Genomic DNA, 24,943 nt, shown 5'->3' with positions numbered 1-24,943 from the left:
TCCTCCAAAAAGTATGTTGGAATTCCAACAAAGGAGGAAAAAATGTTATCCCACACCCACGACAAAACCCTGGCCGCCTCCCCCCTGTTTCAGTCCATCGGGGAGGCGGACCTGCACTCCATGCTCTCCTGCCTCTCTGCCAGAAAACGGGAGTTTGGGCGGGAGGAAATCATTTTCCCGGAGGGGGATCCCATCGTCCAGATCGGCCTGGTGCTCTCCGGCTCCGTCCACATCGTAAAGGAGGACTACTGGGGACGGCGCACCCTTATGGCCTCCATCGGGCCGGGGGAATGCTTCGGCGAGGCCTACGCCTGCGCGGCGAAAACGCCCTTTCCCTTCACCGCCGTGGCCGCCTCCCCTGTGTCCGCCCTGTTTTTGGATGTGAACCGGGTGCTCACCACCTGTTCCTCCGCCTGCCCCTTTCACGCCAGGCTCATCCGCAACCTGCTCTCGGCGCTGGCGGAGAGCAACCTGCGGCTGGCCAGAAAAATAGAGAGCACCTCCCCGCGGACCATCCGCGAAAAGCTGCTCTCCTATTTCTCCTCCCAGGCCCGCCTGGCCCGCTCCTCCGCCTTTACCATCCCCTTTACCAGGCAGCAGCTGGCGGAGTACCTGTCCGTGGACCGCAGCGCCATGACAGTGGAGCTGTACCGGCTGAAGGAGGAGGGGGTCATCTCCTTTGACAAGCGGGATTTCCGCCTGCTCTGACCCATTTTCAGCCCTCCCGGCCGAAAGCCCCGCGGCTACGCCGTCTCCCGCTCCAGCCCTTTCATCATCTTCATTTCCCTGGCGATAAAGGTGGCCGTCACCAGGAAGGCTGCGAAATCGGCCACCGGGCCGGCAAACACGATTCCCTCAATCCCCAAAAACAGCGGCAGTATCAGGATCAGGGGAATGAGGAAAATCACCTGCCTCGTCATGGACAGGAGCAGCCCCTTCACCGGTTTCCCAATGGCTGCGAAAAAGTTGGAGGAAATGATCTGTATCCCGTTTACGATGATCATAAACAGGAAAATCCGCATAAACCGGGTGGCAAATTCATAGTACAGGGCGTCGCCGCTCCCGAACAGGGACAATATCTGCCGTGGGAAAAACTGGAACAGGCAAAAGCCGATGGCGGAAATCACCAGATCGCACTGAATCGCCAGCTTATAGGTTTTCCGCACCCGGTCATACTGGGCCGCCCCATAGTTAAATCCGATGATGGGCTGGCTGCCCTGGGAGATCCCAATGATAATGGAAAGCAGGATCGCGTTTGTCTTCATCACAATGCCGCAGGCCGCCAGAGGGATTTCCATGCCGTAGGCCGACTGGGCGCCGTAGTAGGTCAAAGAATTGTTTAACACGATCTGCACCAGGGTGATGGCCACCTGGTTTAAGCTGTTGCTCATCCCCAGGGAGGCGGTGGACAGGCTTTCCTCCAGGCTCAGCCGGAAATGGCTCCGCTCCAGCTCCACATTTTTAAAATGCCAGATGTAGCGCAGGGCCATCAGGAAGGAAAAAAACTGCCCGATTACCGTGGCGATGGCCGCCCCTGCCACTCCCATATCAAACACGAAAATGAAAATGGGATCCAGAATGGTGTTTAAAATGGCTCCCACCAGCATACAGGTCATGGAGTATTTGGGGCTGCCGTCGGCCCTGGCCAGGTTGCTCATGGCGTTGGTCACAATGAGCAGAGGCATTCCCACCGCGGTGATCCTGGTGTAGCTGATGGCGTAGGGCATGACATCCGCTGTGGCTCCGAACGCGGTGAGCATAGGCACAAGAAAAATCTCCACCAGCACCGTATACAAAATGCCGAAGGCAAACATCATGCAGACACCGTTTCCCACCACCTTCGCCGCTTTGTCCTTCATCCCGCCCCCTAAGTAGAGGGAAAAGCGGGAGGCGCTCCCGATGCCGATGAGCAGCGCGATGGCCAGGCAGATGGTTGTGAGGGGGTACGCCACGTTGGTGGCGGCGTTTCCCAGATAGCCCACGCCCTGGCCGATAAAGATCTGATCCACAATGTTGTAGAGGGAGCTCACCAGCATGGCAATGACGCTGGGGATGGCAAATCCCTTTAACAGTGTGGAAATTTTTTCATATCCCAATGGATTTTCCCGTTGTTCTTCTTTCATTCGTACTCAAACCTTTCCTTTCTCCCTGATTATTTCTTCCGGATGTCCTCCCTGCAGGGAAACACAGTCCAGCATATTTTTCCCCGCCCGTTTTAACAGAGTTCGGAACAGCTCCCGTTCTTCCCCGGAAAACCCCTCCTGCAAAATATCCTCCGTTTCCCGGCAGATCCGAACGATCTCCGGGTACAAGTTCCGGGAGTGATCCGTGGGGTAGAGCCGCCACTTCCGCTTGTCTTCCTCACAGGTTTCCCGCCGCAGAAATCCCCCTTTTTCCAGAGCCGCCACCGCCCTGGTCACGTTGCTGGGGTGCACGTAAAAGCTTTGCAGAAACTGGTCCTGGGTGATGCCCGGCTCCGCGCACACCTTCAGCACATACATATGCTGGCTGCTGTTTATCCCTAAAGGGGCAAGCTGCTTGTCCAGATACATCCGCTTGTACCGGTCCGCCACCGCCAGCCACCGCAGTACCTCTTTTTCCATATCTCCTCCTCTCTCCGGCCGCGCCGGACTCCGTATCGCTGTCAAGACTTGACTATTTTACCATATTTTTATTGCGTGCGCAAGCAAATAGTTTGGAGAGGCTGGATATGGGACGCATTTTCCCGCGACACAAAACGGACATGACCGCTAACGCGGTCATCGCGAATCATGAAAGCCAGATGGCTTCACGCCTACGGCGTTCCCGCCATCTGCCGACGGTATTCGAAATCCGGGCTGCCGCCCTACTTTCTCATACCGTCTTGCCCGTCTGATGCCGATATATCTGGGCACGCAAGCGCGCCCAGATATATCGGCGCCATCCGGGCTTTCACACTAAAAAACGCCCGCCGCGGCATCTCGCCACAGCAGGCATTCTTCCCGATCCCTTGGGATCAGCGGATAAACATATTCGCTAACGGCAGTCCCACCACTAAAACCAGGACCAGCTCAATGGCTACGAACATCAGGTCATATTTGTAAATATCCTTGGCGCGCAGCCACTCTTTGTTTCCGAACAGCATCGCCGCGAAGGGGGACGCCGCCGGAGTGGCGATGGCGCAGGCCAGCACGAACATACTCATGATCGCCGCGATGGGGGCGGAATTTACACCCACGGACAGGCAGTAGGTGGCGATAACCGGCTGAAGGATCATACCGATTACCAGGGAGTTGCAGATATTGGTGAGCACACAGCCGATCACCAATACCACAATACTGAACACCATCGGGCTCATGTTCTGGAAAATCGGGGACAGGACCGTATTTAAGAAGGTGATCACACCGGTGCTGTCGTTGGTCAGCACACTGCCTAAAAGGATGGCAGAGGTCACCAGGAAATACGTGCCCCAGGCAAAGGGAACCATGTTGTCCTTCACGGAGAACACCGGCTTTCCGTCAGAGCGCAGCACACAGAGGATTACCATAAACAGGATGGCGACGCCGTAGGAGTTGGCACTCAGCCAGGCCATTCCCGGAAGGAACGGGAAGATGCTGGGAAGCATCATGCTGAGCAGGAAACATACGATGACCACCGCAACCATCTTCTGCTCCTTGGACAGGGGCGGAAGGGGATTCTTATTTAACTGCTCCAGAGTCAGATCCTGCAGCTTGCTCACATCCGGCCGCAGCACAAACTTGGCAAACAGGATGATGGCGCCGGCACAGACAAAGCCGTAAACCAGGGCCACCAGGAGCCACTGGGCATTGTTGATCACCACGCTGGTTCCCAGGATGTTGGTGGTGATGGTGGCGTAGTTGGAAATCAGGGCCAGTCCGTTGCTCATGTACGGCGGAACGGGGAAACCGATGGCAGCACCCACAGCGATGAGGATGATCATGATGGTGGGGTACGCCTCCTTCGGTTTCATGCCCGTATCCTGGAAAATATCATACAGGATGGGCCAGAACAGGAAAATGGGGGCAAAGCAACCCACAAAGGCCGCAATCAGCACGGAACCGATAAACAGCACGGCCGTAAACGCCCAGGGCCTTCCCACGATCACCTTTCTCGTCAGGAAGAAACGGCCGATGTAAGCGCTCAGCCGGTGCACCTGCAGAGTGTTCATAATAATCATCAGGAAGAAAATCTGAACCACCGTCGGGTTTCCAAAGGTGGCGCTGAGCACGGAACCCATGGGGCCGTAGTCCGACGCTCCGATCATGAAAATACAAAACAGGCTGGACCACACCGGATCCGCCGTCGTCCACAGATACAGCGTCCCGATAAAGATTCCCAGGATCTGCTTTCCCACTGGCGTAACGCCCGGCAGCTCCACCGGCATAAACCGGATCAAAAGCATGATCGCCAGGCCCACAACAAAGTGTACATACACCATTTCTACCTTTTTCTTTGGCATACTAATAACCTCCCAAGCGAAATTTGTTATTATATTAACATTCTTTTTTTCCAGATACCAATAGCGCCGGTTAAGAATCCATGAATATGTGGAAAAAAATAACCCGCTGTGTTATAGTAACAGCGTGGAGGGATATAGATATGGAAGAATGTACGATACGGGACCTGTTTATGAAACACGGTACCCCCATGAAAAAGCAAAAAAACCAGTTTATCTTTGACCCTACTGTTTCCAGGAACATGAGTGAGGCCTATTTCCTGGTGGAGGGAGTGGCATCTCTCACCGCCTTAAACGAGGAAGGCGAGGAAATGGTTTATCTTTATTTTAACGAACAGCGCATCATCGGTTTCGCGGAGATTCTGGCCCGGAAATACCGATACAGCCCTTCTGCCAGCCTGTTCATCCCTCCGGCTGCCTTCTGGATCACCGCCAAGTCGGACTGTGTGTACTACACCATGAAGGAGCCTGTTTTTTCCAGGCTGCTGGACGAGGACATCCGCTTTGCCGGCGCGGTGCTGGAGGCCATCTCCCTAAACTATCTGGAGATCATCAACAAGGTACAGCACACCCGGAACGTGGACAAGGAAACCCTGTTCTGCGAGTGGCTCCTCAGCTGCCGGGTGAAGCGAAACGGCCTGAGCATTGTGCCCAAGACCTTCACCTTCACGGAGGTGGCAAAATATCTGGGAATGCACCCGGTAACCGTGAGCCGCATCGCCGGAAACCTGCGAAACCAGGGCATATTAAGCCGAATCGACGGCTGCCTGGTCATCACCGACGAAAAACGGCTGCTGGAGCTGGTCCGCCGCGGCCGCAGCCGCCTGCAGGAGCCGGCGCTGCCGGAGGTTCCGCGGGGGTAGGAGGGGCGGAATTTTCCACTGCGCAGAGCCTGCCTCTCGCCGGAGACTTTCATGGCATAGGAAACATCGTTTTTTATACCACAAAAAATCCTGCCTTCCGGCAGGATTTTTCGTCTACATTCCAAAATAGCCCACGCCTGACTGCGTCAGATCCTTTTACCCTGCGAAACTGATAAAAGAAAACCAAAAACCTGAAAAAATCTCTTTTTACATCGTGTGTTTCTGATCTTCCTGCCCGCATACATCCTCTATCCATTCAAACAACTCGTCCAGATCATAGTCCCCCGTATGGATCACGCCCCACGGCAGGCGATGATCCACTCTTTTTCCCGCCATTCTCAGCCGGATTGCCAGAATTGACGAAATCGCCAGAGAGGTATCGCAGTCCGAGGCGCCATGACGGATCCTTACATAATCCGCCGTCCTGGCCTGAGGATCTCCGATGTAGGAAAGGGGGTTCATCAGATGGATTCGTCTGCTCTCCGCCAGTCTTCCTTCTCCGCTGCCATGCTCCGCGCTGAACGCGGTAAAGTGACAGTTTTCTCCTGTCTTCATGCCAAACAGTTCATTTTCCGGCGTACTCAAATCCAGCGCGTCAAAAGCAGGTACCGGTTTCATCCGGCCTCGGAAATCAATGTATCCATCCCAGTCCAGTTTTAAGGTCCCCGCTGGCTCTTTGATGATCCAAGGCGCGTCCGGCAGCGTTTCCCCGGCTGACTCTGCCCTCTGGGCGGACTGTTCCGCCAGTTTTTTGATCCATTCCTGGAACGATCCATTTCCCTGCCGATCCAGAGTCAAAGAATGGCCGGCCTCATCCTCCAGTCCAAGACTGTTTACATAAGCCGGAAAGAGGGATTTTTCCATGTCTGAGAGCCGGATCTGCTCCTCGCTCAAATCCCCTTCCCCGATTCTTCCGCTCCAGTGATTCCTTCCGCAAAATTCCCACTCGTAAGCCATATCCCCGTGCTCCAAATCCGTGATGGGACAATAGCAGGACGCGGCAAATACATCATCTCTTTCATCTGCCGCCCCGATTTCCCTTAGATACGGTTCGTAATCCGGATGATTTCCCGTACTTCCAAGGAGAGCAGATATGGCACCGCCTGCGCTGGTCCCGTTGGAAATGATTCGTTCCGTATCCCCCGGAATCACGCCGCGGTTATGGCGCAGATAGCGGATGGCCGCTTTCTGATCCACGATGCAGGCCGGGGCACCGCCTGTGTATCTGCCGTTTTCATCCTTCGTCCCACGGCCTCTCGCGCCGGCTGACACTACTACATAGCCTCTCAAAAGACCTTCAAACGCCGCGTTGGGACCTCCTTCCGGCCGCGGCCCCGGCGTCACCGGCGCGGAAGGCATATAGCCTCCCACGCCGTTTGGGAACAGGATGGGAGGCTGTTTCCCTCCCTCGGGACATCCTTCCGGCACGTAAATATTTAATCTCTGCACCTCTGGATTTACCGGATGCTTTACATACACAATATTTTCAAACGAACGGTAGCGCACCTTTCGTCCATCGGCCTCAGCCTCCCGGATCTGGCCGCCCTGTCCGTCAAATTCTAATGAAATTTCCATCTGAATTCCCCTGTCTGTCCTTTAATTTTCCCGTTTTCTCTCCGGCGCATCCACAAATACCATGGCAAGGGGGGCCGGAACCCGCAGGCGGATGGCCTTTGCCGGGCAGTCAAATACGCAGGCGTTGCAATGCCAGCACTCCTCCGGATAGCGGATGACCGGCGGACAGCCTTTTTTCTCCTGAACCCCATATACATCCACCGGACAGAGGTCCACACATTTGTGACAGCCTATACATTTATCTTTCTCAATGATCGGCGGCATACCTTTCACCTCCTATTTATGTTTATCCCGCCAACCCACAGACGGTCCTTTATCACTTTTTTCGATTGTGACAAACTTCTGATTCAGCAGGGAATTGGTAAAGGGGTAATCCACCCTCCGGTGGCGTCCTCTGGTTTCCTTTCTCTCCATCGCGCTGTAGAATGCCAGCTCTCCCATGAGGAACATATCCTCCACCTCAATGCAGCGCATAAACTCATGGCTGTTTTTTGCGCACATCCGCTCCACCTGTTTCTGGAGACGTTTCAAATGGGTCAGACCTGTTTGCATCATATGTTCGCTGCGGACATAGGGGCCGCAGTAATCGCTCATGACCTGCTGAACCGCCACATTCAGCTCCTTCCAGGACGGACAGGAATTGTCCGCGGGGCGTTCCAGGATCTGGCTGTGTTTCTCCAGCCACTCCGCTGCCGCCGGCATCTGTTCCGCGTTCCTGTTTTCTTTTCCCTGACTGTACTCGGCTGCGCTGACTCCCGCTATATGGCCAAACGTGGCCGCGCCTCCCATATCCGCCCGGAAATTTCCTGTTTCATCCCCGGCAGCATAGAGTCCCGGGACGGTACATCCGGCGTTTATATCAATATCAATGCCGCCTCCCAGGGAACCGCCGTCCTTCGCGTCAAACTCCACCATATGTTTCTTAAAATCAAAGCCTTCTTCCTTCAAATGGTCCATAGTCGCTACGTTTCCTTCATTTGTAAGGCCCCACAGCATATAGTCCAGATCCTCGTCCTGAATTTCCGAACAATTCATAAACACCGGTTCTCCCTGGGAGTTTTTCAGCGTGAACATTTCCCGCCACACATCTCCCGCCAAATCGCCGTACTCCTTTGAAGGCTTTGTCACAAATGGGCCTAAGGGCTTTCCTTCTATATCGCTGTACACACCGATCCATGTGGCTTTCCCGCCCCGGTTAAAGTATTTGCATCCTGCCCCCATGCCAGTCATATCCAGATTCACCAATCTGGCTCCAGCCCTGTAGGCAGCCGCCCGGCCGGTGCAGACATCGGAGGGGCAGCCGGCCATATTAAACATCCAGCCCATGGTTCTGGATCCAAACAGACGATTTACGTTTCCTGTGGCCAGCACTACGCTCTTTGCCCGGATTACCTGCATTTTCGGGATCTCCTCCGTGAGATCCACGCAGATTCCCCCTGCTACGGTCCCATCCTCGCCTGTGATAACCTCCGCAAACGGATGGTGATTGAGGATGGTGACGCCGCGTTTCAGCGCCTCTCTTGTAAAAATCGGTTTCTGTTCTCTGCCGGCATACTTCAGCCAAACCTTTAAGTGCCCTGGTTTGGCGTGACCGTTAAATTCCCAGTCCCCGTGCTCCCGCATTCCAACTCCCCAGGCGTCCCAGTCCTTCACCCGGTCAAAGCATTCATCCACATAGCGGCGTACCAGATCCATATCGTTATTTCCACCGATCTGGGACGATTCCATCTCCTGAATAAACTCAGACGGATCTTCCCCGTGAACCTCCGGGATATAGCAGAGAAAATGATCATTTCCCGTGGCACCCGAACCGCTTCTTTTTGAATTTGCCTTTTCCGCTACAATCACCTTCGCCCCGCGATCTGCGGCGGCGATGGCCGCCATCAGGCCGGCCACGCCTCCGCCCGCCACCAGAACGTCACATTCCAGGGGGGGATTTTGTTTCATTCCACTCACTGCAATTCCTCCTCTTTTCCTATTAATCGTATAACCAGGAATTTGCCTCGTCTGTATAAGTCAGATCTCCGGACAGCATGGTATAGTCATCCTTCAGCCTCATGTTGTCGATTCCCTTCCGATAGGTGTAGTACCTGGTCAGATTGATGATGGGGCGGGAAGGAATCTCCTCCTCGTAAATTTCCACCAGCCGGTCAATGGTAGCCTGATCATCCGTCTGAATCGCCTCCGCCAGCAGCTCCTGGAATTCATCGTTTTGCCAGCCTACAGCGTTCCTCGTATTATTGTTCATCTGATTATAGAAGTAGAACATAATGGTTCCCTTCGCCGCGTACTCATTTACAAACAGATCCCACTGAGAAAAATCGCTGAATACAGACATATACGTTCCCGTATCATGAATCTGAATCTCCACGTTGACTCCCATTTCCGAAAGCTCTGCCTGAAGGATCTGGGCGATGCTTTTCCAGCTGCTGTTATCACCTGTAGCCAAACGAAGGGTCAGCTCTCCGGGAGCGTAGCCAGCCTGGGACAGCAGCTCTTTTGCCTTGTCCAGATTGTAAGCGTACTTCCAGTTATCCTCCATCTCGTCCTTCCACTCCCGCACTCCAGGCATTACCACAGAGACTGCCGGATGGGCATGGCCGTTATAAATCCCCGCGACCATTGCAGTGTTATCAATGGCGTAGCTGATGGCCTGCCTCAGCTCTTTATTCTGACAAACAGACTGATCGGAACAGTTAAAGTACAGCGCCTGGGTCTGAGTCAGCGCAAATTCTGATACATTGTAGGTATCGTCCTCCATAAAACGGTCTACATCGGAAATCGCTGTCGTAGTGACAATATCCACGCCGCCGCTCTCCAGCTCAATGGAACGCTGGGCCTCCTCTGGAATGAACTTGTAAACGATCTTGTCCACATTCTGGAGCTGATCCTCCCGCCCCGTATCGTTATTCCAGTAATCCTCATACTTCTCCAGCACAAATTCCACTCCCGGAGTATAAGAAACCATCTTATAAGGCCCGGTACCGATTCCGCAGGTAAGCATATGATCCGGACTGTCGTTAAAGGATTTCTCCGATGTGATGTCAATTCGGCTCAGATCGTTTAAAAACAATACATTCGGTGTGTTGATGGCGATCTGAATGGTATAGTCGTCCAGAATCTCTGTCTCACCAAAATTGATATTCTGCGTGTGGCGCATAAATTCCGGAGAATCCGCCGCGTACTGAATGCTCCAGAGCACATCTGCCGCCGTAATGGGATTGCCGTCATGGGTGTGAATATTGTCGTGAATTTTAATCTTAATGTGGTTTCCATCCACCCACTCATAGCTCTCTGCCAGCAAGGGAGTGCACTCCCCGTTGTAGTCCCACTGGAACAGGGTCTCATAATAGCTTAGCCTGGTGCTCACATTGTCCTCATGATTCTTGGTGGACGGCTGGAAATTGGCAAAGTCTCCCTTTAACTGTACATAGACGGTGGACGTCCCATCCGCAGGTGCCTCCGCCACTTCCGTTCCGGAAGTCTCCCCGTTTCCCGTTTCCCCTCCGCAGCCTGTCATAGCTGCCGCCGCAAATAAGGCGAGGGCCATCATTGTTCCTGTCATGTAACCTCTTTTTCTCATCATCATTCTCCCTTCTTATTGATCACAGGTTTCTTTTACCTGTTGATTTCCTTCACTCTCCCGCAGGCTACCATATGTCCCTCTCCCATGTCCTGAAGACTCTGAGGAATGCTGCATTCCTCCCTGCAATACGGACACCTGGCCGCAAACCGGCATCCTGGTTTCGGCTCTACCGGTGAGGTAATCTCCCCCTTTAAGATAATACGGTTCCTCTTTACGTGTATATCCGGAATGGGAATCGCGGACAGCAGCGCTTTCGTGTATGGATGCAGCGGATTTTCAAACAGCTCCTTTGCCCCGCATTTCTCAATCATCTGTCCTAAATACATGACACAGATTTCATCGGAAATATGGCGTACTACGGAAAGGTCGTGGGTAATAAATACATAGGTGAAATTCCGCTCCTCCTGAAGATCCTGCATCAGGTTGAGGATCTGGGCCTGAATGGACACATCCAGAGCGGAAACCGGCTCATCACACACGACAAATTCCGGATTTAAAATCAATGCCCTGGCAATGCCGATCCTCTGGCGCCGTCCTCCATCCAGCTCATGAGGATAGGCATGGTACAGCCTCTCATCCAGCCCCACGGTTTCCATCATCTTCCTTGTCAGCTCCCGGATTTCTTCCTTTCCGTACCGCCCTGTCAGGCGCAGCGGTTCCTCAATGGTTTCCACGGTCGTCATTCTCGGATTTAAGGAAGAAAAAGGGTCCTGAAAAATAATCTGCATATGCTCCCGCAGTTTTCTCAATTTATGCTTGTCCACATGGGTAATGTCTTCCCCATGAAAATAGATCTTTCCATCTGTGCTTTCCAGCAAATGAATCAGAGTGCGTCCTAAGGTGGATTTCCCGCAGCCAGACTCCCCTACGATTCCCACTGTTTTCCCCTTTTCGATATGAAAACTTACGTCATCCACCGCATGGAGCATTCCTCCTGGGGTTTTAAAATACTTTTTCAGATGCTGAACCTCCAGCAGCCTTTCCATATCAACATCCCTCCTGACTTTTCCTGGTGCATCTTGAGAAATGGCCGGGGCCGATTTCCCTTAAACCTGGGTTTTCCTGACGGCATTCCTCTGTGGCATAGGGACATCTGGGCCAGAATTTGCACCCCTCCGGCAGATTTGCCGGGTTCGGCGTCAGCCCTTTAATGGGTTTCAGCCGTTTCTGATCACCGGCAAGGCTTGGCAAAGCCGCGAACAGGCCGTTGGTATAAGGATGGGCCGGCCGGTCAAACAAGTCCTCTTTGCTCCCCATCTCCACAATTTCTCCTGCGTAAACCACAGCCACGTTGTCACAGACCTCCGCCACAATCCCCAGATCGTGGGTAATTAGAATCATAGCCGTTCCCATCTGCTCCTTTAAATTTCCAATCATCTCAAGGACCTGCGCCTGGATCGTCACGTCCAGCGCCGTGGTGGGCTCGTCCGCGATGAGCAGCTCCGGATTACAGGACAGGGCAATCGCGATCACAACCCTCTGTTTCATTCCTCCGGAAAACTGATGAGGATATTCCCCGTAACGGGAACTGGGAATTCCCACCATCTCCAGCATTGCCTTCGCCCTCTCCTCCGACTCCTTTCTGCTCACATTTTCGTGGATGCGGATCCCTTCCGCGATCTGATCTCCCACTGTAAAAACCGGGTTTAAAGCGGTCATGGGATCCTGAAAGATCATGGAAATCTTTTTTCCTCTTATCTTTCTGATCTCCTTTTCCGGCATATGCAGCAGATCGTTTTCCTCAAACAGAATCTCTCCCCCGTCCACGCTCGCCGGTGGATCCGGTAAAATAGACATAATAGCCTTGGCAATCGTTGTCTTCCCCGCGCCCGTCTCTCCCACCAGACCCAGAGTCTCTTTCCGGTTGACGGAAAAAGAAACTCCATTTACCGCCCTTACGATCTCCTCACTGGTCCGGTATGAGACAGCCAGCTCCTTTACACTCAATAACAATTCTTTCGATTCCATAACAAGCGGCTCCTCCTATCCGTCAATTTTTCAGACGCGGGTCCATCGCATCTCTCAGACCGTCGCCCAGCATATTCAATGACAGCACCACCAGCATGATCGTCAGTCCAGGGAAAATGACAATATGAGAATATCCTCTGATGTAGTTTCTCCCCTCTGCCAGCATCGCTCCCCACTCCGCCGCCGGCGGCTGCACTCCCAGTCCAATAAAGCTTAAGGAGGCCGAGGTAAGAATCGCCGTAGCCACACTCATGGTGGCATGAACAAAAATCGGCGAAATGGCGTTTGGAAGGATATGTTTAAAAATAATACGGCTCTCTCGCGCGTTAATGGACCTGGCTGCCTCCACGTATTCCAACCCCTGCACATTCATACAGGAGGCTCTGGTCATTCTCACAAACCCAGGGACTGAAGAAACGGTAAGCGCGATAATACAGTTTTTAAATCCAGGCCCCATTGTGGCCGCGATGGCGATGGCCAACAGGATCGCCGGCACGGATTGCAGCACGTCCAGCAGACGCATAATCACCATGTCCACTTTACCGCCGTAATATCCCGCTACAGCCCCCAGCACCACACCGATCACTGCGGAAATCCCCACAGAGACAAATCCAATGATCAGGGAGTTTCTGCCGCCGTATAAGATCCGGCTGAAAATGTCCCGTCCCAGGTTATCCGTTCCAAAAATGTGCTCTCCGCTCGGTCCCTTTAAGGTGTTGAACAGGTCCTGTTCCTCGTAGCTGTAGGGCGCAATCACCGGGGCCGCCAGAGCCATCAAAACCACAATTCCTAAAAAAATCAGCCCGGCAATCGCCATTTTATTCCTCATCAGACGTTCAAACGTCAGGCGGAACATACTTTCTTTTTTTGCCGTTTTCCGTTCTTTTGTCATGTTTTCACCCCCGCCTTACGAATTCTTATATTTTGCCTTGATCCTGGGATCAATGTAGGCGTAAAGAATGTCTACCACCAGCATTACCAGGCTGAATACCACCGCGATAAACAGCACACTTCCCTGAATGGCCGGATAATCTCTCTTGTTGATGGCTGACACCATATACATCCCCAATCCCGGAATGGAGAATACGGTTTCCGTCACCACCACACCGCCAATCAGCCATGCCAGCGTCATCCCGGCGGAGGTGACAATGGGCATTAATGCGTTTCTCAGGGCATGGGAACAAATAATCACAATACGGGAAACGCCCTTCGCCTTGGCCGTGGTAATGTAATCCTGCCGGATTACTTCTAACATCGCAGATCTGGTTTGACGGGCGATGGAACCGGCGCTGCCGATGGCCAGGGATAAACATGGCAGGATGGATTCTTTAAAGCCTCCCCATCCGCTGGCGGGAAACCAGCCCAGCTTTAACGCAAATAATATAGAAAGAAGAAGGCCAATCCAGAATCCCGGCATAGCCGCCCCCACCAGGGCAACTACCATGGACACATTATCTAACACCGATCCCTGATGCACGGCAGCTAAAATCCCCATCACCGTGCCGAACAGCACCGCTACCGCCGTACTCTCCAGAGCCAGCAGGAATGTCACCTTAAACCGGCTGACGATCTCCTGGGAAACGTCCTGCTTTGTGACGTAGGACGTGCCCAGGCTCTTGTCCACCAAAAGCTGTTTGATATAGTTTCCGTAACGGGTCAAATACGGGTCGTCTAATCCCCATTCATCCCGCAGCTCCTGCACTTCCTCCTCTGAGGCATCCGGCCCCAGCAGATTTCTTGCCGGATCGCCATTGGCAAAATAAAGAAGGGTAAAAATCAAAAGAGTCACTCCGAACAGCACTGGGATCATCCACAGCAAGCGTTTTCCAATATACCGAATCATGTCTTTCTCAACTTCCTTTCCTCATTTATTCTGTCTCTCCACTCTCGATCCCTGTTTCCCTGTCTCCATCTCACCCGTTTCCTGTTCCGATCTCCCATAATTCCTTCCCCTTTCTTTTTATGAATCATTGACGCGTTGTTTTGGGAATATTTGCGCAAAACCCTGCAAATTTCCTTCATTTATTATTTATTTTTACTAAATTGTACTCTCTTATGCTTATTTAGTCCAATACCCATTTTCGATTTGCTTATAAAACAGATCTTATAAGAAAGCATCTTCAAATATGAATTTTTCTGCGTGCCGGAGGCTATTATGTCATAGACATAATAAAAAGGAACTACCGGTATCAAACAGATAGTCCCTTGCATCCTCTGGCTTTCAGTCTTCGGTTTCCAGCCTCTCCCTTACATATTTTAAAAACCTTCGGTTAGCCTCCGAGTACATGGCCATATCTGACCAGTACAGTTTTGTTCTGGCCTCTTTCAGCGCATTTTTTTCAGGAATCAGTACGATCTTGTCACACGCTTCATAAACCCGTTTCCAGGAATGAGGAATGAATCCAAAGGACGTCCCCTGAGAGATAAAACGCAGTTTCATAAAGGCGTTGTCCGTCACAAACAGACATTTGGGAATAAACCCGCTGAGCACACAGGCCTTGTACTCCGCCTCATAACCGCCCTCCTCATCCTTCAGAAAGCAAAATTCCTCATCCTTCAGCTCCTCCAGAGATATTTTATCCCGTGACGCCAAGGGATGCTCTCTCGGCACAATCACGTAATCCATAATCGGCTCCAGCGTTAATTCATTCGGCGCTCCCACCACACTCTCTGTAGATAATCCCACGATAAAATCGTACGCCGAATACGCGAAGGCACTATTCATGGTGCTGCCGTGGACATTGAAGGCAATATCTGGATTTTCCCGCTGAAAATCACAGATATAAGAAAACAGTTTTTCATTATACACCATAAATCCCACATTAATCCTCTCCCGCAGCTTGTTTCCGTCAATGGGCACCCGGCTCTCATTGACCAGATTTAAAATCTGCTGAGATAATCTCAAAAAATACCTTCCATAGCTGTTGAGCACCAGTTTTTTCCCATTGCGGTCAAAGAGCTTTGCCCCCAGCTCCGCCTCCAGGCGGAGAAGGCAGCTGCTCAGAGCCGGCTGGGATACGTGCAGTTCTTCCGCCGCCTTGGACATATTCTGATATTTGGCAATTTTCTCAAAATATTGGATCTGCAGCAGTTCCATTTACATCCCCCTTCTTCTCACACTCGTCCTGCCAATTCCCGCGCCAGCCGTATCCCCACCTGGTCTGAAACGGCTATCACTTCCCGGATTTCATTCTCCGTGATTCCATCTACATGGAATCCTCCCACACAGATCACGGCGCGTCCCAATGCAGCGCACACCTGCTCCGCGATCCTGCGGCAGATGGTCTCATCCTTATGCCCCAGGCAGTTGAGCACTGACGAGGTCGCGCTGATGGTTCCGTCCCCGGAAAGCGATGGACGGGGCAGCGACTGAACCACACAGCCAAGGTGGGAAGCTCCCCCCTGTACGCACAGCAATACATCCTTCCCCACCAAGGCCGCGCTCACTTCCAGGGCAGTGCCCGCTGCCTTCTCCCGCACCGTTACCATCCATTCCATCTTCGATACTCCTTTGCCTCAATTCCGAATGGTTCCACCAGCCGGGCCGCCACATGATACACCATCTCGTCGATGGTCTGAGGCCGGTGGTAGAATGTCATCATGGGAGGAATGATTCTCACACCGGGCAGCATGGAAAGCTCCTGAAGATTGCGCAGGTGGATCCCGCTCAGCGGCGTTTCCCGGGCTGCCAGCACCAGAGTGCGGTGCTCCTTCACCGTCACATCTGCCGCCCGAAGGATCAGATTCTCCCCATACCCGCTGTGAATCCCTGCCACTGTCTTCATGCTGCACGGCACAATCAGCATTCCTTCCGTCTGAAAGGAGCCGCTGGCTGGCCGGGCGCCGATGTCTCGCTCCTCCAGTACCACGTCCGCAAGGTTTCCCACCTGCTCTGGCGTCATTTCCGTCTCCTGTACCAGAGTGAGTTTCGCGCTCTCACTCATGATCAGATAAGACTCCATTTCCCGCTGCTCCCTTATAAGCTCCAGACATTTGACCAGCACCGGCATCCCGCTGGCCCCCGTAGCTCCTACAATAATCCTCTTTTTCATTTTTCCGCCTGCTTTAACCATTTCCCGGGATCCACCTCCAAAAATCTGGCCCTCACAAACCGGTTCTTCTGGTCATAGGGCACCGTACAGTCGAAAATGGTCTTGCAGGCAATCCCGTGATCCCGGATGCTCGGGGAACAGGAAGGATCGTTGGAGGGATCCAGCGGATGACAGCGCACTCCCGGGATCGTGATAATGTCCGCGTCTCCCTGAAATCTGGTATTCATTGCCCACAGCACATCGTTCATGTCGAAACAGTCCACGTCCTCATCCACCAGAAAAATATGCTTAAGCTCACTGAAAGCCGAAAACGCCAGCAGCGCCGCCTGCCGCTGTCTGCCTTCGTCACTGGAGGACAGCTTTTGAAACTGCAGCACCGCCATATACTTTCCTCCTCCGGCCGAGCCGCAGTACACATTCTTAAGCCGCCCCGGCATGGCTTTCTCCACCATGGCGTAAATACTGGCTTCCGTAGGGATTCCCGCCATGGAAACGTGTTCCTCACTGGGCCCAATGCAGGTCTGCATAATAGGGTTCCTTCTGTGTGTCACCGCCTTTACCTTGATCAGCCAGCACTGATCGCTGGCGGGGCCGGTATAGCCGGGAAACTCCGGCATCGCGTATCCGGTTCCGCTGTTTTGATCCTCTTTCACCCTTACTCCCGGCACCACTTCTCCCTCGATCACATACTCCGCGTTTGCAATCGCCATTTCATCCACGGTCAGACAGGGGCACAGTTCTACCGGTTCTCCCCGCAGGGCGCCGGCCACCGCCAGCTCATCATATCCCAAAGGAGTGGTCGGAGGCTCAAAGCAGGAGCCGATTTCAATGGCCGGATCCACCCCAATGCTAATGGATACCGGCAGACGCCGCCCCAGTTCCTCTGCCCGCTCCGCCATAGCTCCGATATGTCTCGCCCCGGGAGTAAAGAAGATGGACAATTCATCCTTTCCCTGAATGCAGAGACGGTGAATCGTCACATCGTGAGCTCCCGTGTCCGGATGGGTGGCATAACACATCCCCAGCGTAATATAAGGTCCGGCGTCATCCGGTGTGTTGGTAGGAGCGGGAAGAAGACGGTATAAATCAAAATCCGGCTCCTCTGCCCGATGAATCACCTGCTGGCATAAAGGAGCTTTTTTGCACTTCACCGGCGGTACCGGAGTCTCCACACTTTTATACAGCAGTCTGCCCAGTTCCTCCGGACGGCAGCCCAGCAGAGCCGCCACCCGCATCCGGCTGGCCAGGACGCCGATGACCACGCTCGCATCCGGATGTCCCTTCACATTCCGGAATATCATCGCCGGCCCCTCTTTTGTGGGTCTTTTTACAGTACCTCCTGCTCCCACGTACCGATATACCCCGGCCAGCTCCGCCATAGGATCTACCTCCACATCGGTTTCCACCAGCTGTCCATCCATACTCTCCAGGAGTTTCAGGGCACTCCGCAGATCTCTCACCTCATTTTTCATCGTTTGTCCTCCTTTTCTCCTTCCATTGTATTCCTTTCCCTATGGCCAATCAATTCCATCTGTAGTATAATTGTTTCCATATTGGAATGAATAAACATTCAGAAAGAGACGGTGACGCAATGACTTTTGAACAGCTGGACTGCTTTATCGCAGCCGTAGAGTGCAGCAGCTTTTTCCACGCGGCAGAAACGCTGCATATCACCCAATCCACCTTATCCAAGCAGATTATGAAACTGGAGCGGGAACTGGATCTAACGCTCTGGGACCGCAGCCGGCGCTCCGCGGTGCTCACTCCCGCAGGAGAGGTTTTTTATAAGGAGGCTCTGCATTTAATGTCAGAATATCGCAAGTCCCTTGCCACCCTGGAACAGTTTCGAGAGACCCTTTCCCAGACCTTGCGGGTAGGAACCCTTCCCATTCTGTCCCAATATCAGCTGTCCCCCCGAATCCACTCCTTTTCCTGTCTTCATCCGGAAATCCACCTCTCTTTGACCGAAGTGGAGGAACAGGAGCTATTAAACGGACTGGAACAAGGTGTTTTTGACCTCATCATCGCGCGAAAAAATATGCTGGATCTTCGCCAAATCACATTTTCTCCTCTGGCGGAAGACCGCATTGTGGCTGTGTTTCCCACCGCTCACCGGCTCGCCGGGCAAACGGCTGTCTCTGTACGGGAACTGGCCGGAGAGCCCTTGCTCCTCATGCCTTCCCACACCTCTCTTTATCGGTTCTGCATAGAACTTTTCACCGAACAGGGAATCCGACCCACCGTCTTTCAGACCCTGAGAGCGGAGACCCTGATCGGAGCGGCGGAGGCCGGAGAAGGTATCGGTCTCCTGGCGGAAGAAAGCTTTCGTCTCTTTCGTTCCTCGCGTCTGACCGCTCTCCCTCTGACAGACGCCCCCAGCCTGTCCATCGGAATCGCCCGCATAAAAAAGAAGCGGCTGCCCACTGCCGCAGCCGCCTTTGTCCGCACCATAACCGCGCAGACCTATAAAACGCCATATAAGGAAACCCATACCGGCAAAAAAATACAGCCGCAGTAACCGCTTGGTTCCATGTTCCTAAGACTCATAAAAAGTGTGCGCTTGGCGCACACTCGCGCCGGAGCGCGGCTACGCCAGCAGCCATATTCCTTTGGGCGGAGTCCGCCTCCTTACAGAGCATTCTCCTCCGCCCCATCCACATGATACTCCAAAATCGGTTTCAGCCGCCCGCTCCGGATCATCTCGCAGAAGATAGGCACCAGCTCCGGGTCGAACTGGGTGCCGGCGCCCCGCTCCAGCTCTTTTACCGCCTCGTCCACCGGCATACTCTGCTTGTAGCAGCGCTTGGACACCATGGCGTCGAAAGAATCCACGATGCAGAGGATCCGGGCCGCCAGAGGGATGTCCTTTCCCGCCACCCGTCTGGGATAGCCCCGCCCGTCGTAGCGCTCGTGGTGACCGATAACCGCCGGAATCACGTAGTCCATCAGGGGCAGATGACGGATAATCTCCACGGAGGAGGCCACGTGCTTTTTCATCACCTCATACTCCTCGTCCGTCAGCTTTCCCTTTTTATTTAAAATGTTTTCCGGAATGCCGATTTTTCCAATGTCGTGAAGAAGTCCCGCCTCCTTTACGATCTCCTGGAACTCCTCGCTGCCTCCCGCCTCCCTGGCCAGGGCCTCCGCGTAGTGGGCCACGCTCTTGGAGTGCTGGAAGGTATAGTGGTCCTTGGCGTCGATGGCCGCCGTCAGGGCGTAAATGGTGGGGGCGTACTCCTCGTACTTGCTCCGGTGCTGATCCCTGGCGGCCCCGCCTGTCTTTTCACTGATAAACTGGTCGGAATACACCATGATCCCGTTCTTTCCCGTCCGTTTCACATGGTACACCGCCAGATCCGCGTTGGACAAAAGCTCCCGCGCCGTGGTGGCCGCGTAGGGGATGGCGCAGATGCCGCAGCTCACCGTCAGAGCCTTGAAATACGTATCGTCCTCTCCCCGCTGCCGGTTGATGTCATTGATCTGGGCGCTGATATTTTCCGCCAGGCCCCTGGCGGAGAAAATGTCGTAGCCCGGCAGCAGCACGGCAAACTCTTTTCCGCTGTAGCGGCAGGAGCGGCCGCTCTCCCCCACCGTTCCCCGGATGATCTGGGCAATGTGGCGCAGGGCCTCATCCCCTTCCGCCTCTCCGTAAAGCTGGTTGTAGAGCTTAAAATCATCCACGCTGAAAATGATCAGGGCCAGGGACGAATTTTTATACTTTTCATAAAACTCATCCATGGTTTTTAGAAAATGCTCCCGGTTTAGCAGCCCGGTGAGCCGGTCCGTGCAGGCCTCCCGGTACGTCCGCTCATACATCCTGGAGTTTTTCACCGCAATGGAGCTCACCGACTGGATGGAACGGAGGAAACTGATGTCATCGTTGTCAAACCGCTCCCGGCGGCCCCGTTTTCCCTCTCTGGGGCCCAAAAATACCACGCCCACCAGCTCTCCGTTGTCCTTCAGAGGCAGAAAGCACTCCACCTTCATGGCGTCGATCTGCTCCTTCTCGTCCTCCCACAGGGATTTGTACTCCACCGTGCGCTTAAAATCCCGCAGCAGCAGGCATTCTCCCTCCCGCTCCATGATCCTCACAAGGGGATGGTCCCCGGTCATGGAAAAGCTGCGGTCGTCCAGGGGGCTGCTGCTGTACACCATGGGATAGCGCCCGTCCTCGTCCTCCACACAGATGTAAATCTTCTTCACATTCAGCACGCGCTCCAGCACGGAAACCATGGCCTGAAAAATCTCGTTCATCCGCAGGCTGGAGGACACCGCCATGGTGTACTCGCTGAGTTTCTCCGTCCGGCTGGCCTCCTCGCCGATAAAAATGCGGTCAAAGAGCATTTTCATCACCAGGTAAATGAGCCAGGTGGCCACGGTGGTGACCACGACCACCACCATCACGCTGACTGAGCCCATGGACGGGATCTTCTCCTGAATCACCTCGTTCATGGTCTGGGCCAGGTTGTAAAACGCCATCACGCTGATGCCGATGGCCAGGACATAGCAGCTCCCTCTGGAGCCGATACCGGTAAGGGTAAACAGCCGCAGGCTGTACAGGCTGTAAAACATGATCACCGCGTTGAATATGCCGGCTAAGATGTCCAGGGGGAAATTGTTGATCACGCTGATTCCCACATTTCCCAGGATCAGGATCACAATTCCCAGGAGAAGGGCGTTTAACTTTCCCGCCCGCTCCGGGTCCCGCTTTCTCGTCTTTCGCACTAACCGGAACATATGGACCACAGCCCCCACACACAGCCCGTACATAATGCAGACCTGGGGACCCATATGGTATACAAAATACATCCTTCCGTTCGATTCCACCAGCTCCGGCGCCGCCAGAAACCACTCTGTGGCAAAATTGATCACCGTGCCCGCCAGGAGCAGAATCCCCCAGAGCCTGTGGCTCCCCTTCGCGGGAATGCGGCAAAACTCCCGGATAAAGCAGAAGTAGGAGTAAGGCAGCAGCCAGATCCCCGCCAGAGATACGTGATACCAGAACCGGTAGGACGGAAGTACCTGCAGCCGCATGAGCAGGGAGCCGCCGGTCCACAGGATCATGGTCAGCAACACCGCCATAAAGTTGAAAATCAGCCTGTTTTTCTTCGCGGGAAGGAATACGGCCATAAAAAACAGATAGCAGTACAGAGCTGCCAGCGAAATGTATACATACCCGCTCATCTTTGATGTCTCCTTTGCATATAAAGCTCCTCCTGCATCCGCACCATCTCCTTCACGTCATGAATGTCGGGATTGATGCGCCGCAGCTGCTTTCCCCGATACTCCCTGTAGCGGGCAAAGGTGCCGCATTTTAACACCGTCACCTTTAACGGGTCCATTCCCAGAATCCGTTTCAGGTCGTGGTAATCCTGATCCACATATTTAAAATAGATTGTCAGATGTTCCTTTAAGATCTCCCGGCTCACCGCCGAATGGACGGCCGCCTCCGGCGTCAGCTCCACATAGAGATGAAGGTAGGGGCGCCCCTTGTCCGGGGTAAATTCCTTCAAAGCCGTCCAGTCCTGGATTCCCAGGCCGGAGAGCTGGATCACGTTTTCAATGGAGTTTTTCGAGATCCTGGTGAAACCGGCAATGTCAATGATGTCCGGAACCCGGTCGATGTACTCAAACCTGGGGATCCTGGTCTCGTCCTCCCGGCTGGTCAGCCCCAGGCAGCGGTACATATCCCCCACCCGGTATCTGGCAAAGGCCCCTCCCTTTAACACGGTGAGAACGATCTCGTACACCTCCCCCGGCTGTACCTCGTCCATTAAAAGGGTTCTCGGCCGGTAGGTGGGATCCTCCATGTTCCGGCGCATTTCCTCCTCCGGGATAAACTCGTAAAAGCAGGTGTCCGGGAAGAAATACAGGCCGTTCCTGCTCCAGGTCTCAATGCCGATGCAGCTGGGCTCCGTGCCGGAAAACACCTCGATGGGCCGCACGCCCCACAGATCCTCCAGATCATCCTTGTAGCAGCGGTTGTCCGTCCCCGCGCACACGAACCCTTTTAAGGTAAACAGATCCTTCGGCTTTAAGTCCCGGTTCTCCCTCCGGCACTGCTTTTTCGCCTTCAGATAGCGAAGAACCATGTCCGGGGACATGGACATCATTTTCTTCAGCTTGGAGCCGCTCTTTCCTCCTTCAGACATGGCGGCCACGCTCAGGCTCACGTAGTAGGCCACGCTTCCCAGGCCGAAGAAGAAGTCGATCCCCTTCTTCATTCCCATCTTAAAGCCCCGCTTGTTCCGCTCGGAAAACGTCATGTTCACCGCCTCCGACACCGGCGGCAGAAACTCCACGCTGATCTCATCCTTCAATCCCAGGGGGATTAACCCCGTAGTGTAGGGCAGAGGCGCCAGGGCATAGAGAAAGGTATCCCCCGGCTCAATGTCAAACTCCCCTTTTTTGCTGCTGGTGGAGAGGATCATGCAGGCCAGCACGTTGGTCTTGTAGGTCTTCAGCATCCCCTTGGTGTAGGGGGCCGTCTTAATAGGATGTTTGCCCCCCTCCCAGGTGGTCTGAATCCAGATAATGGGCTTTTCCGGCAGCATTTCCTCCTTCTTCATCAGCAGCACATCGGCGTAGTCGTCGTAAGTGGTGAGAGGCACCATGTTCCGAAACTCCTCAATGGTCGCCGGCCGCCTCCCTCCCGTGATCTTCTGCCCCAGAGGGGAGACGCACCACAGGTCGATCTGCTCCTTCAGCAGGCGGTTCTGGATGGTCATATACTCCTCGATGGTCAGGTCCAGAAAGCCGCAGTATTCCTGCCAGATCAGCTCGTACTCCTTATTTTTCAGCTTTTCCTCAAATGTCATAGTCCCGCCTTTCTTCCAAGAGGCAACAGGAACGGAACCTCCTCCCTGTACCGGTCGTAATCAGAAAACTCTCTCACAAAAATCACCCGATCCTGATACCATGCGTATAGCAGGTTCAGGGCCGAATAAAACATCCCCTGGGCCAGCTGCCTCTCTCCCGCCGCCAGGCCCAAAAACAGAAAGCAGAAAAAGAAGGCTAAAATCCCCGGATGGCGGCTTTTTCCGTAAATCCCCGCCCGGCACACCTTCCGGTTTCCCGCGTCCTGGCGGTACGTATCGTCAAAGGGAAGGGCAAAGAACAGGGCGTAAATCAAGGCCCACAGGCTGACGGCCCCAGGCGCCAGCCACAAAAGCCGAACAGACAGCCCCCGCGCCAGCGCGTCCCGCAAAAAGCCGGCCCCCAGCGCCACGAGCAGAAGGCAGCCGGCCGTGAAACATGGTTTCATCCAGGCCCGCCGCCAGAATACCCGGTTCCAGTCATACAGAAAAAACAGCCCAAAGGCAGCCAGCCCCAGAATCCATCCCGTCATCCTCATTCCTCCCTGATCCCGGCGATCCCAAAGGCCCCCGGACCTCCATGGCAGGAAATGACGCAGCCGATGGGAAAGGTGAGCACCCGCCTCACGCCCCGTCTGAGCGTCTCCTGTTTCAGCCGTTCCAAAAGCTCCAGGGAAAAGCCCTCCACATAAAACAGGATCATCTCCTCCTTCTGCGGCCGGCACTCCCTGAAATAGTCGTCCAATACCTCAAAGGCCACCTTCTCCATCCGCCCCCGGTACTTTTTGGATGCCTTTAACGCCCCGTCCTCAATGCGGATCAGCGGTTTGACGCTGAGCAGGGACGCCCCCAGATAAGCGGCGTTGGACACACGTCCTCCGGCCCGCAGATACTCCAGGGTATCCGGCAGAAATACCGCCTGGATCCTGGACGCCGCCTTCCGGATCCCGGCCACCGCCTCCCCGGCGTTTCCGGCCTCCTTAAGGATTCTGGCCGCCTGTAAAAGCAGCAGGCTGATCCCCCCGGACACGTTCTCCGAGTCAATCAGATAAATCCTGTCATCCCCCAGCTCCCGCAGGGCCATCTTGGCGTTCCGGTAGGTGGAGGACGCCTTGGAGGTATAGGAAATATGGAAAATGGCCGCCTCCGGCCGTTCCCTTCTAAGCTCTGAAAAAAACTGGATATACTCCTGCGGATTCACCGCCGAGGTGGTGGGAACCTTCTTCGTCCTCCGATACTCCTCAAACACCTCCGTCACCGGAAAGCTCCGATCCTCCCGGATCTCGTTTCCCATCACAATCCCCATGGGAATCACCCGCAGCCCCGTCTCCTGAATAATTTCCTCAGAAGGGTCGGAACCGCTCTCTGTTGTCAACAATACATCTTCCATACGCTCGTCCCCATTACCATTCCCATTTCTGTGTTTGCTTTTGCTTTTATTTCCGAATCAATAACGCTTCCCCATTATATACAAAAAGAAAAATGTTTTCAATATCTCTCCCCAATTTTCGCTCTTTTTAGCCATTTTTCGATAATATTCCACTCTTTTTGCCCGGATGTTCCCCTGGAAAAGTCACTATTCCCCAAAAAACCACAAAAAACAGCTTTCGCGCCCCCATTCCCTCCCT

General features: G+C 53.9%; 22 protein-coding genes. 3 read left to right on the top strand and 19 right to left on the bottom strand.

The annotated features are described in order from the left end of the window. The first annotated feature begins 42 nt into the window (after nucleotides 1–42). Nucleotides 43–708, top strand: a complete 666-nt coding sequence (locus tag B5E84_RS03195; protein ID WP_087219119.1) for a Crp/Fnr family transcriptional regulator — start codon at nucleotides 43–45, stop codon at nucleotides 706–708. Nucleotides 709–743: 35 nt separating this feature from the next. Here the strand turns inward: B5E84_RS03195 and B5E84_RS03190 are convergent, their stop codons facing one another. From B5E84_RS03190 to B5E84_RS03180, 3 genes are all read right to left on the bottom strand, one after another. After that, nucleotides 744–2,123 (bottom strand): MATE family efflux transporter, encoded by a 1,380-nt coding sequence (locus B5E84_RS03190; protein WP_087219116.1) that lies wholly within the window; start codon nucleotides 2,121–2,123, stop codon nucleotides 744–746. A 6-nt stretch (nucleotides 2,124–2,129) separates the two neighbouring features. Continuing rightward, a complete protein-coding gene (locus B5E84_RS03185; protein WP_087219113.1) occupies nucleotides 2,130–2,603 on the bottom strand; it encodes a MarR family winged helix-turn-helix transcriptional regulator in 474 nt (157 codons plus the stop codon). A 392-nt stretch (nucleotides 2,604–2,995) separates the two neighbouring features. Next, nucleotides 2,996–4,459: an SLC13 family permease gene (locus tag B5E84_RS03180; RefSeq protein WP_204248528.1), complete on the bottom strand. Its 1,464-nt coding sequence runs from the start codon at nucleotides 4,457–4,459 to the stop codon at nucleotides 2,996–2,998. 140 nt (nucleotides 4,460–4,599) lie between these two features. Here B5E84_RS03180 and B5E84_RS03175 point away from each other — a divergent pair, with 140 nt between their 5' ends. Then, complete coding sequence (locus tag B5E84_RS03175; protein WP_162612797.1) at nucleotides 4,600–5,319, top strand: Crp/Fnr family transcriptional regulator; 720 nt, start codon at nucleotides 4,600–4,602, stop codon at nucleotides 5,317–5,319. Nucleotides 5,320–5,526: 207 nt separating this feature from the next. Here B5E84_RS03175 and B5E84_RS03170 read toward each other — a convergent pair whose 3' ends face one another. The 12 genes from B5E84_RS03170 to B5E84_RS03110 all read right to left on the bottom strand — a co-directional run bounded on the left by B5E84_RS03170 (nucleotide 5,527) and on the right by B5E84_RS03110 (nucleotide 17,972). Further along, nucleotides 5,527–6,894, bottom strand: coding sequence for a subtype B tannase (locus B5E84_RS03170; protein ID WP_087219107.1), 1,368 nt, complete (start codon nucleotides 6,892–6,894; stop codon nucleotides 5,527–5,529). Nucleotides 6,895–6,915: 21 nt separating this feature from the next. Next, nucleotides 6,916–7,158, bottom strand: coding sequence for a 4Fe-4S dicluster domain-containing protein (locus tag B5E84_RS03165; RefSeq protein WP_087219104.1), 243 nt, complete (start codon nucleotides 7,156–7,158; stop codon nucleotides 6,916–6,918). Nucleotides 7,159–7,170: 12 nt separating this feature from the next. Then, the gene (locus B5E84_RS03160) at nucleotides 7,171–8,841 is read right to left on the bottom strand and encodes an FAD-binding protein (RefSeq protein WP_087219101.1); all 1,671 of its coding nucleotides are present in this window, start codon (nucleotides 8,839–8,841) and stop codon (nucleotides 7,171–7,173) included. Nucleotides 8,842–8,872: 31 nt separating this feature from the next. Further along, complete coding sequence (locus tag B5E84_RS03155; RefSeq protein WP_162612796.1) at nucleotides 8,873–10,459, bottom strand: ABC transporter substrate-binding protein; 1,587 nt, start codon at nucleotides 10,457–10,459, stop codon at nucleotides 8,873–8,875. A gap of 53 nt (nucleotides 10,460–10,512) precedes the next feature. After that, entirely contained in the window at nucleotides 10,513–11,466 is a 954-nt protein-coding gene (locus B5E84_RS03150) for an ABC transporter ATP-binding protein (RefSeq protein ID WP_087219097.1), read from the bottom strand. A gap of 1 nt (nucleotide 11,467) precedes the next feature. Next, a complete protein-coding gene (locus B5E84_RS03145; protein WP_087219094.1) occupies nucleotides 11,468–12,448 on the bottom strand; it encodes an ABC transporter ATP-binding protein in 981 nt (326 codons plus the stop codon). Between the two features lie 22 nt (nucleotides 12,449–12,470). Then, a complete protein-coding gene (locus B5E84_RS03140) occupies nucleotides 12,471–13,340 on the bottom strand; it encodes an ABC transporter permease (RefSeq protein WP_087219092.1) in 870 nt (289 codons plus the stop codon). A 15-nt stretch (nucleotides 13,341–13,355) separates the two neighbouring features. Next, on the bottom strand, nucleotides 13,356–14,291 hold the full coding sequence (locus B5E84_RS03135; protein WP_087219089.1) for an ABC transporter permease: 936 nt from the start codon (nucleotides 14,289–14,291) through the stop codon (nucleotides 13,356–13,358). Between the two features lie 378 nt (nucleotides 14,292–14,669). Continuing rightward, nucleotides 14,670–15,545 carry a LysR family transcriptional regulator gene (locus B5E84_RS03125; RefSeq protein WP_087219083.1) on the bottom strand — a complete coding sequence of 292 codons (876 nt, stop codon included), beginning with the start codon at nucleotides 15,543–15,545 and terminating at the stop codon, nucleotides 14,670–14,672. A 17-nt stretch (nucleotides 15,546–15,562) separates the two neighbouring features. Beyond that, nucleotides 15,563–15,946: a prenylated flavin chaperone LpdD gene (lpdD, locus tag B5E84_RS03120; RefSeq protein ID WP_087219081.1), complete on the bottom strand. Its 384-nt coding sequence runs from the start codon at nucleotides 15,944–15,946 to the stop codon at nucleotides 15,563–15,565. Continuing rightward, the gene (locus B5E84_RS03115) at nucleotides 15,931–16,500 is read right to left on the bottom strand and encodes a UbiX family flavin prenyltransferase (RefSeq protein WP_087219078.1); all 570 of its coding nucleotides are present in this window, start codon (nucleotides 16,498–16,500) and stop codon (nucleotides 15,931–15,933) included. Before B5E84_RS03115 ends, lpdD begins: the two co-directional genes overlap by 16 nt. Further along, nucleotides 16,497–17,972, bottom strand: coding sequence for a UbiD family decarboxylase (locus B5E84_RS03110; RefSeq protein WP_087219075.1), 1,476 nt, complete (start codon nucleotides 17,970–17,972; stop codon nucleotides 16,497–16,499). The genes B5E84_RS03115 and B5E84_RS03110 overlap by 4 nt, the downstream gene beginning before the upstream one ends. A gap of 119 nt (nucleotides 17,973–18,091) precedes the next feature. Between B5E84_RS03110 and B5E84_RS03105 the strand changes: the two genes are divergently transcribed. Beyond that, the gene (locus B5E84_RS03105) at nucleotides 18,092–19,018 is read left to right on the top strand and encodes a LysR family transcriptional regulator (RefSeq protein ID WP_087219072.1); all 927 of its coding nucleotides are present in this window, start codon (nucleotides 18,092–18,094) and stop codon (nucleotides 19,016–19,018) included. Between the two features lie 110 nt (nucleotides 19,019–19,128). Here B5E84_RS03105 and B5E84_RS03100 read toward each other — a convergent pair whose 3' ends face one another. From B5E84_RS03100 to B5E84_RS03085, 4 genes are read right to left on the bottom strand one after another with little or no spacing between them, the layout of a single operon-like run. After that, nucleotides 19,129–21,684, bottom strand: coding sequence for an HD domain-containing phosphohydrolase (locus B5E84_RS03100; RefSeq protein ID WP_087219069.1), 2,556 nt, complete (start codon nucleotides 21,682–21,684; stop codon nucleotides 19,129–19,131). Beyond that, the gene (locus B5E84_RS03095; RefSeq protein WP_087219066.1) at nucleotides 21,681–23,318 is read right to left on the bottom strand and encodes a GH3 domain-containing protein; all 1,638 of its coding nucleotides are present in this window, start codon (nucleotides 23,316–23,318) and stop codon (nucleotides 21,681–21,683) included. Before B5E84_RS03095 ends, B5E84_RS03100 begins: the two co-directional genes overlap by 4 nt. Next, the gene (locus tag B5E84_RS03090; RefSeq protein WP_087219063.1) at nucleotides 23,315–23,848 is read right to left on the bottom strand and encodes a hypothetical protein; all 534 of its coding nucleotides are present in this window, start codon (nucleotides 23,846–23,848) and stop codon (nucleotides 23,315–23,317) included. The genes B5E84_RS03095 and B5E84_RS03090 overlap by 4 nt, the downstream gene beginning before the upstream one ends. 2 nt (nucleotides 23,849–23,850) lie before the next feature. Continuing rightward, nucleotides 23,851–24,705 carry a DegV family protein gene (locus B5E84_RS03085; RefSeq protein ID WP_087219060.1) on the bottom strand — a complete coding sequence of 285 codons (855 nt, stop codon included), beginning with the start codon at nucleotides 24,703–24,705 and terminating at the stop codon, nucleotides 23,851–23,853. Nucleotides 24,706–24,943: the final 238 nt, after the last annotated feature.

This window comes from Lachnoclostridium sp. An14 (assembly GCF_002160755.1).
Taxonomy (GTDB): Bacteria; Bacillota; Clostridia; order Lachnospirales; family Lachnospiraceae; genus Lachnoclostridium_A.
Note: the sequence above shows the minus strand (reverse complement) of the source record. Positions and strands in the feature narration are given on the sequence as shown.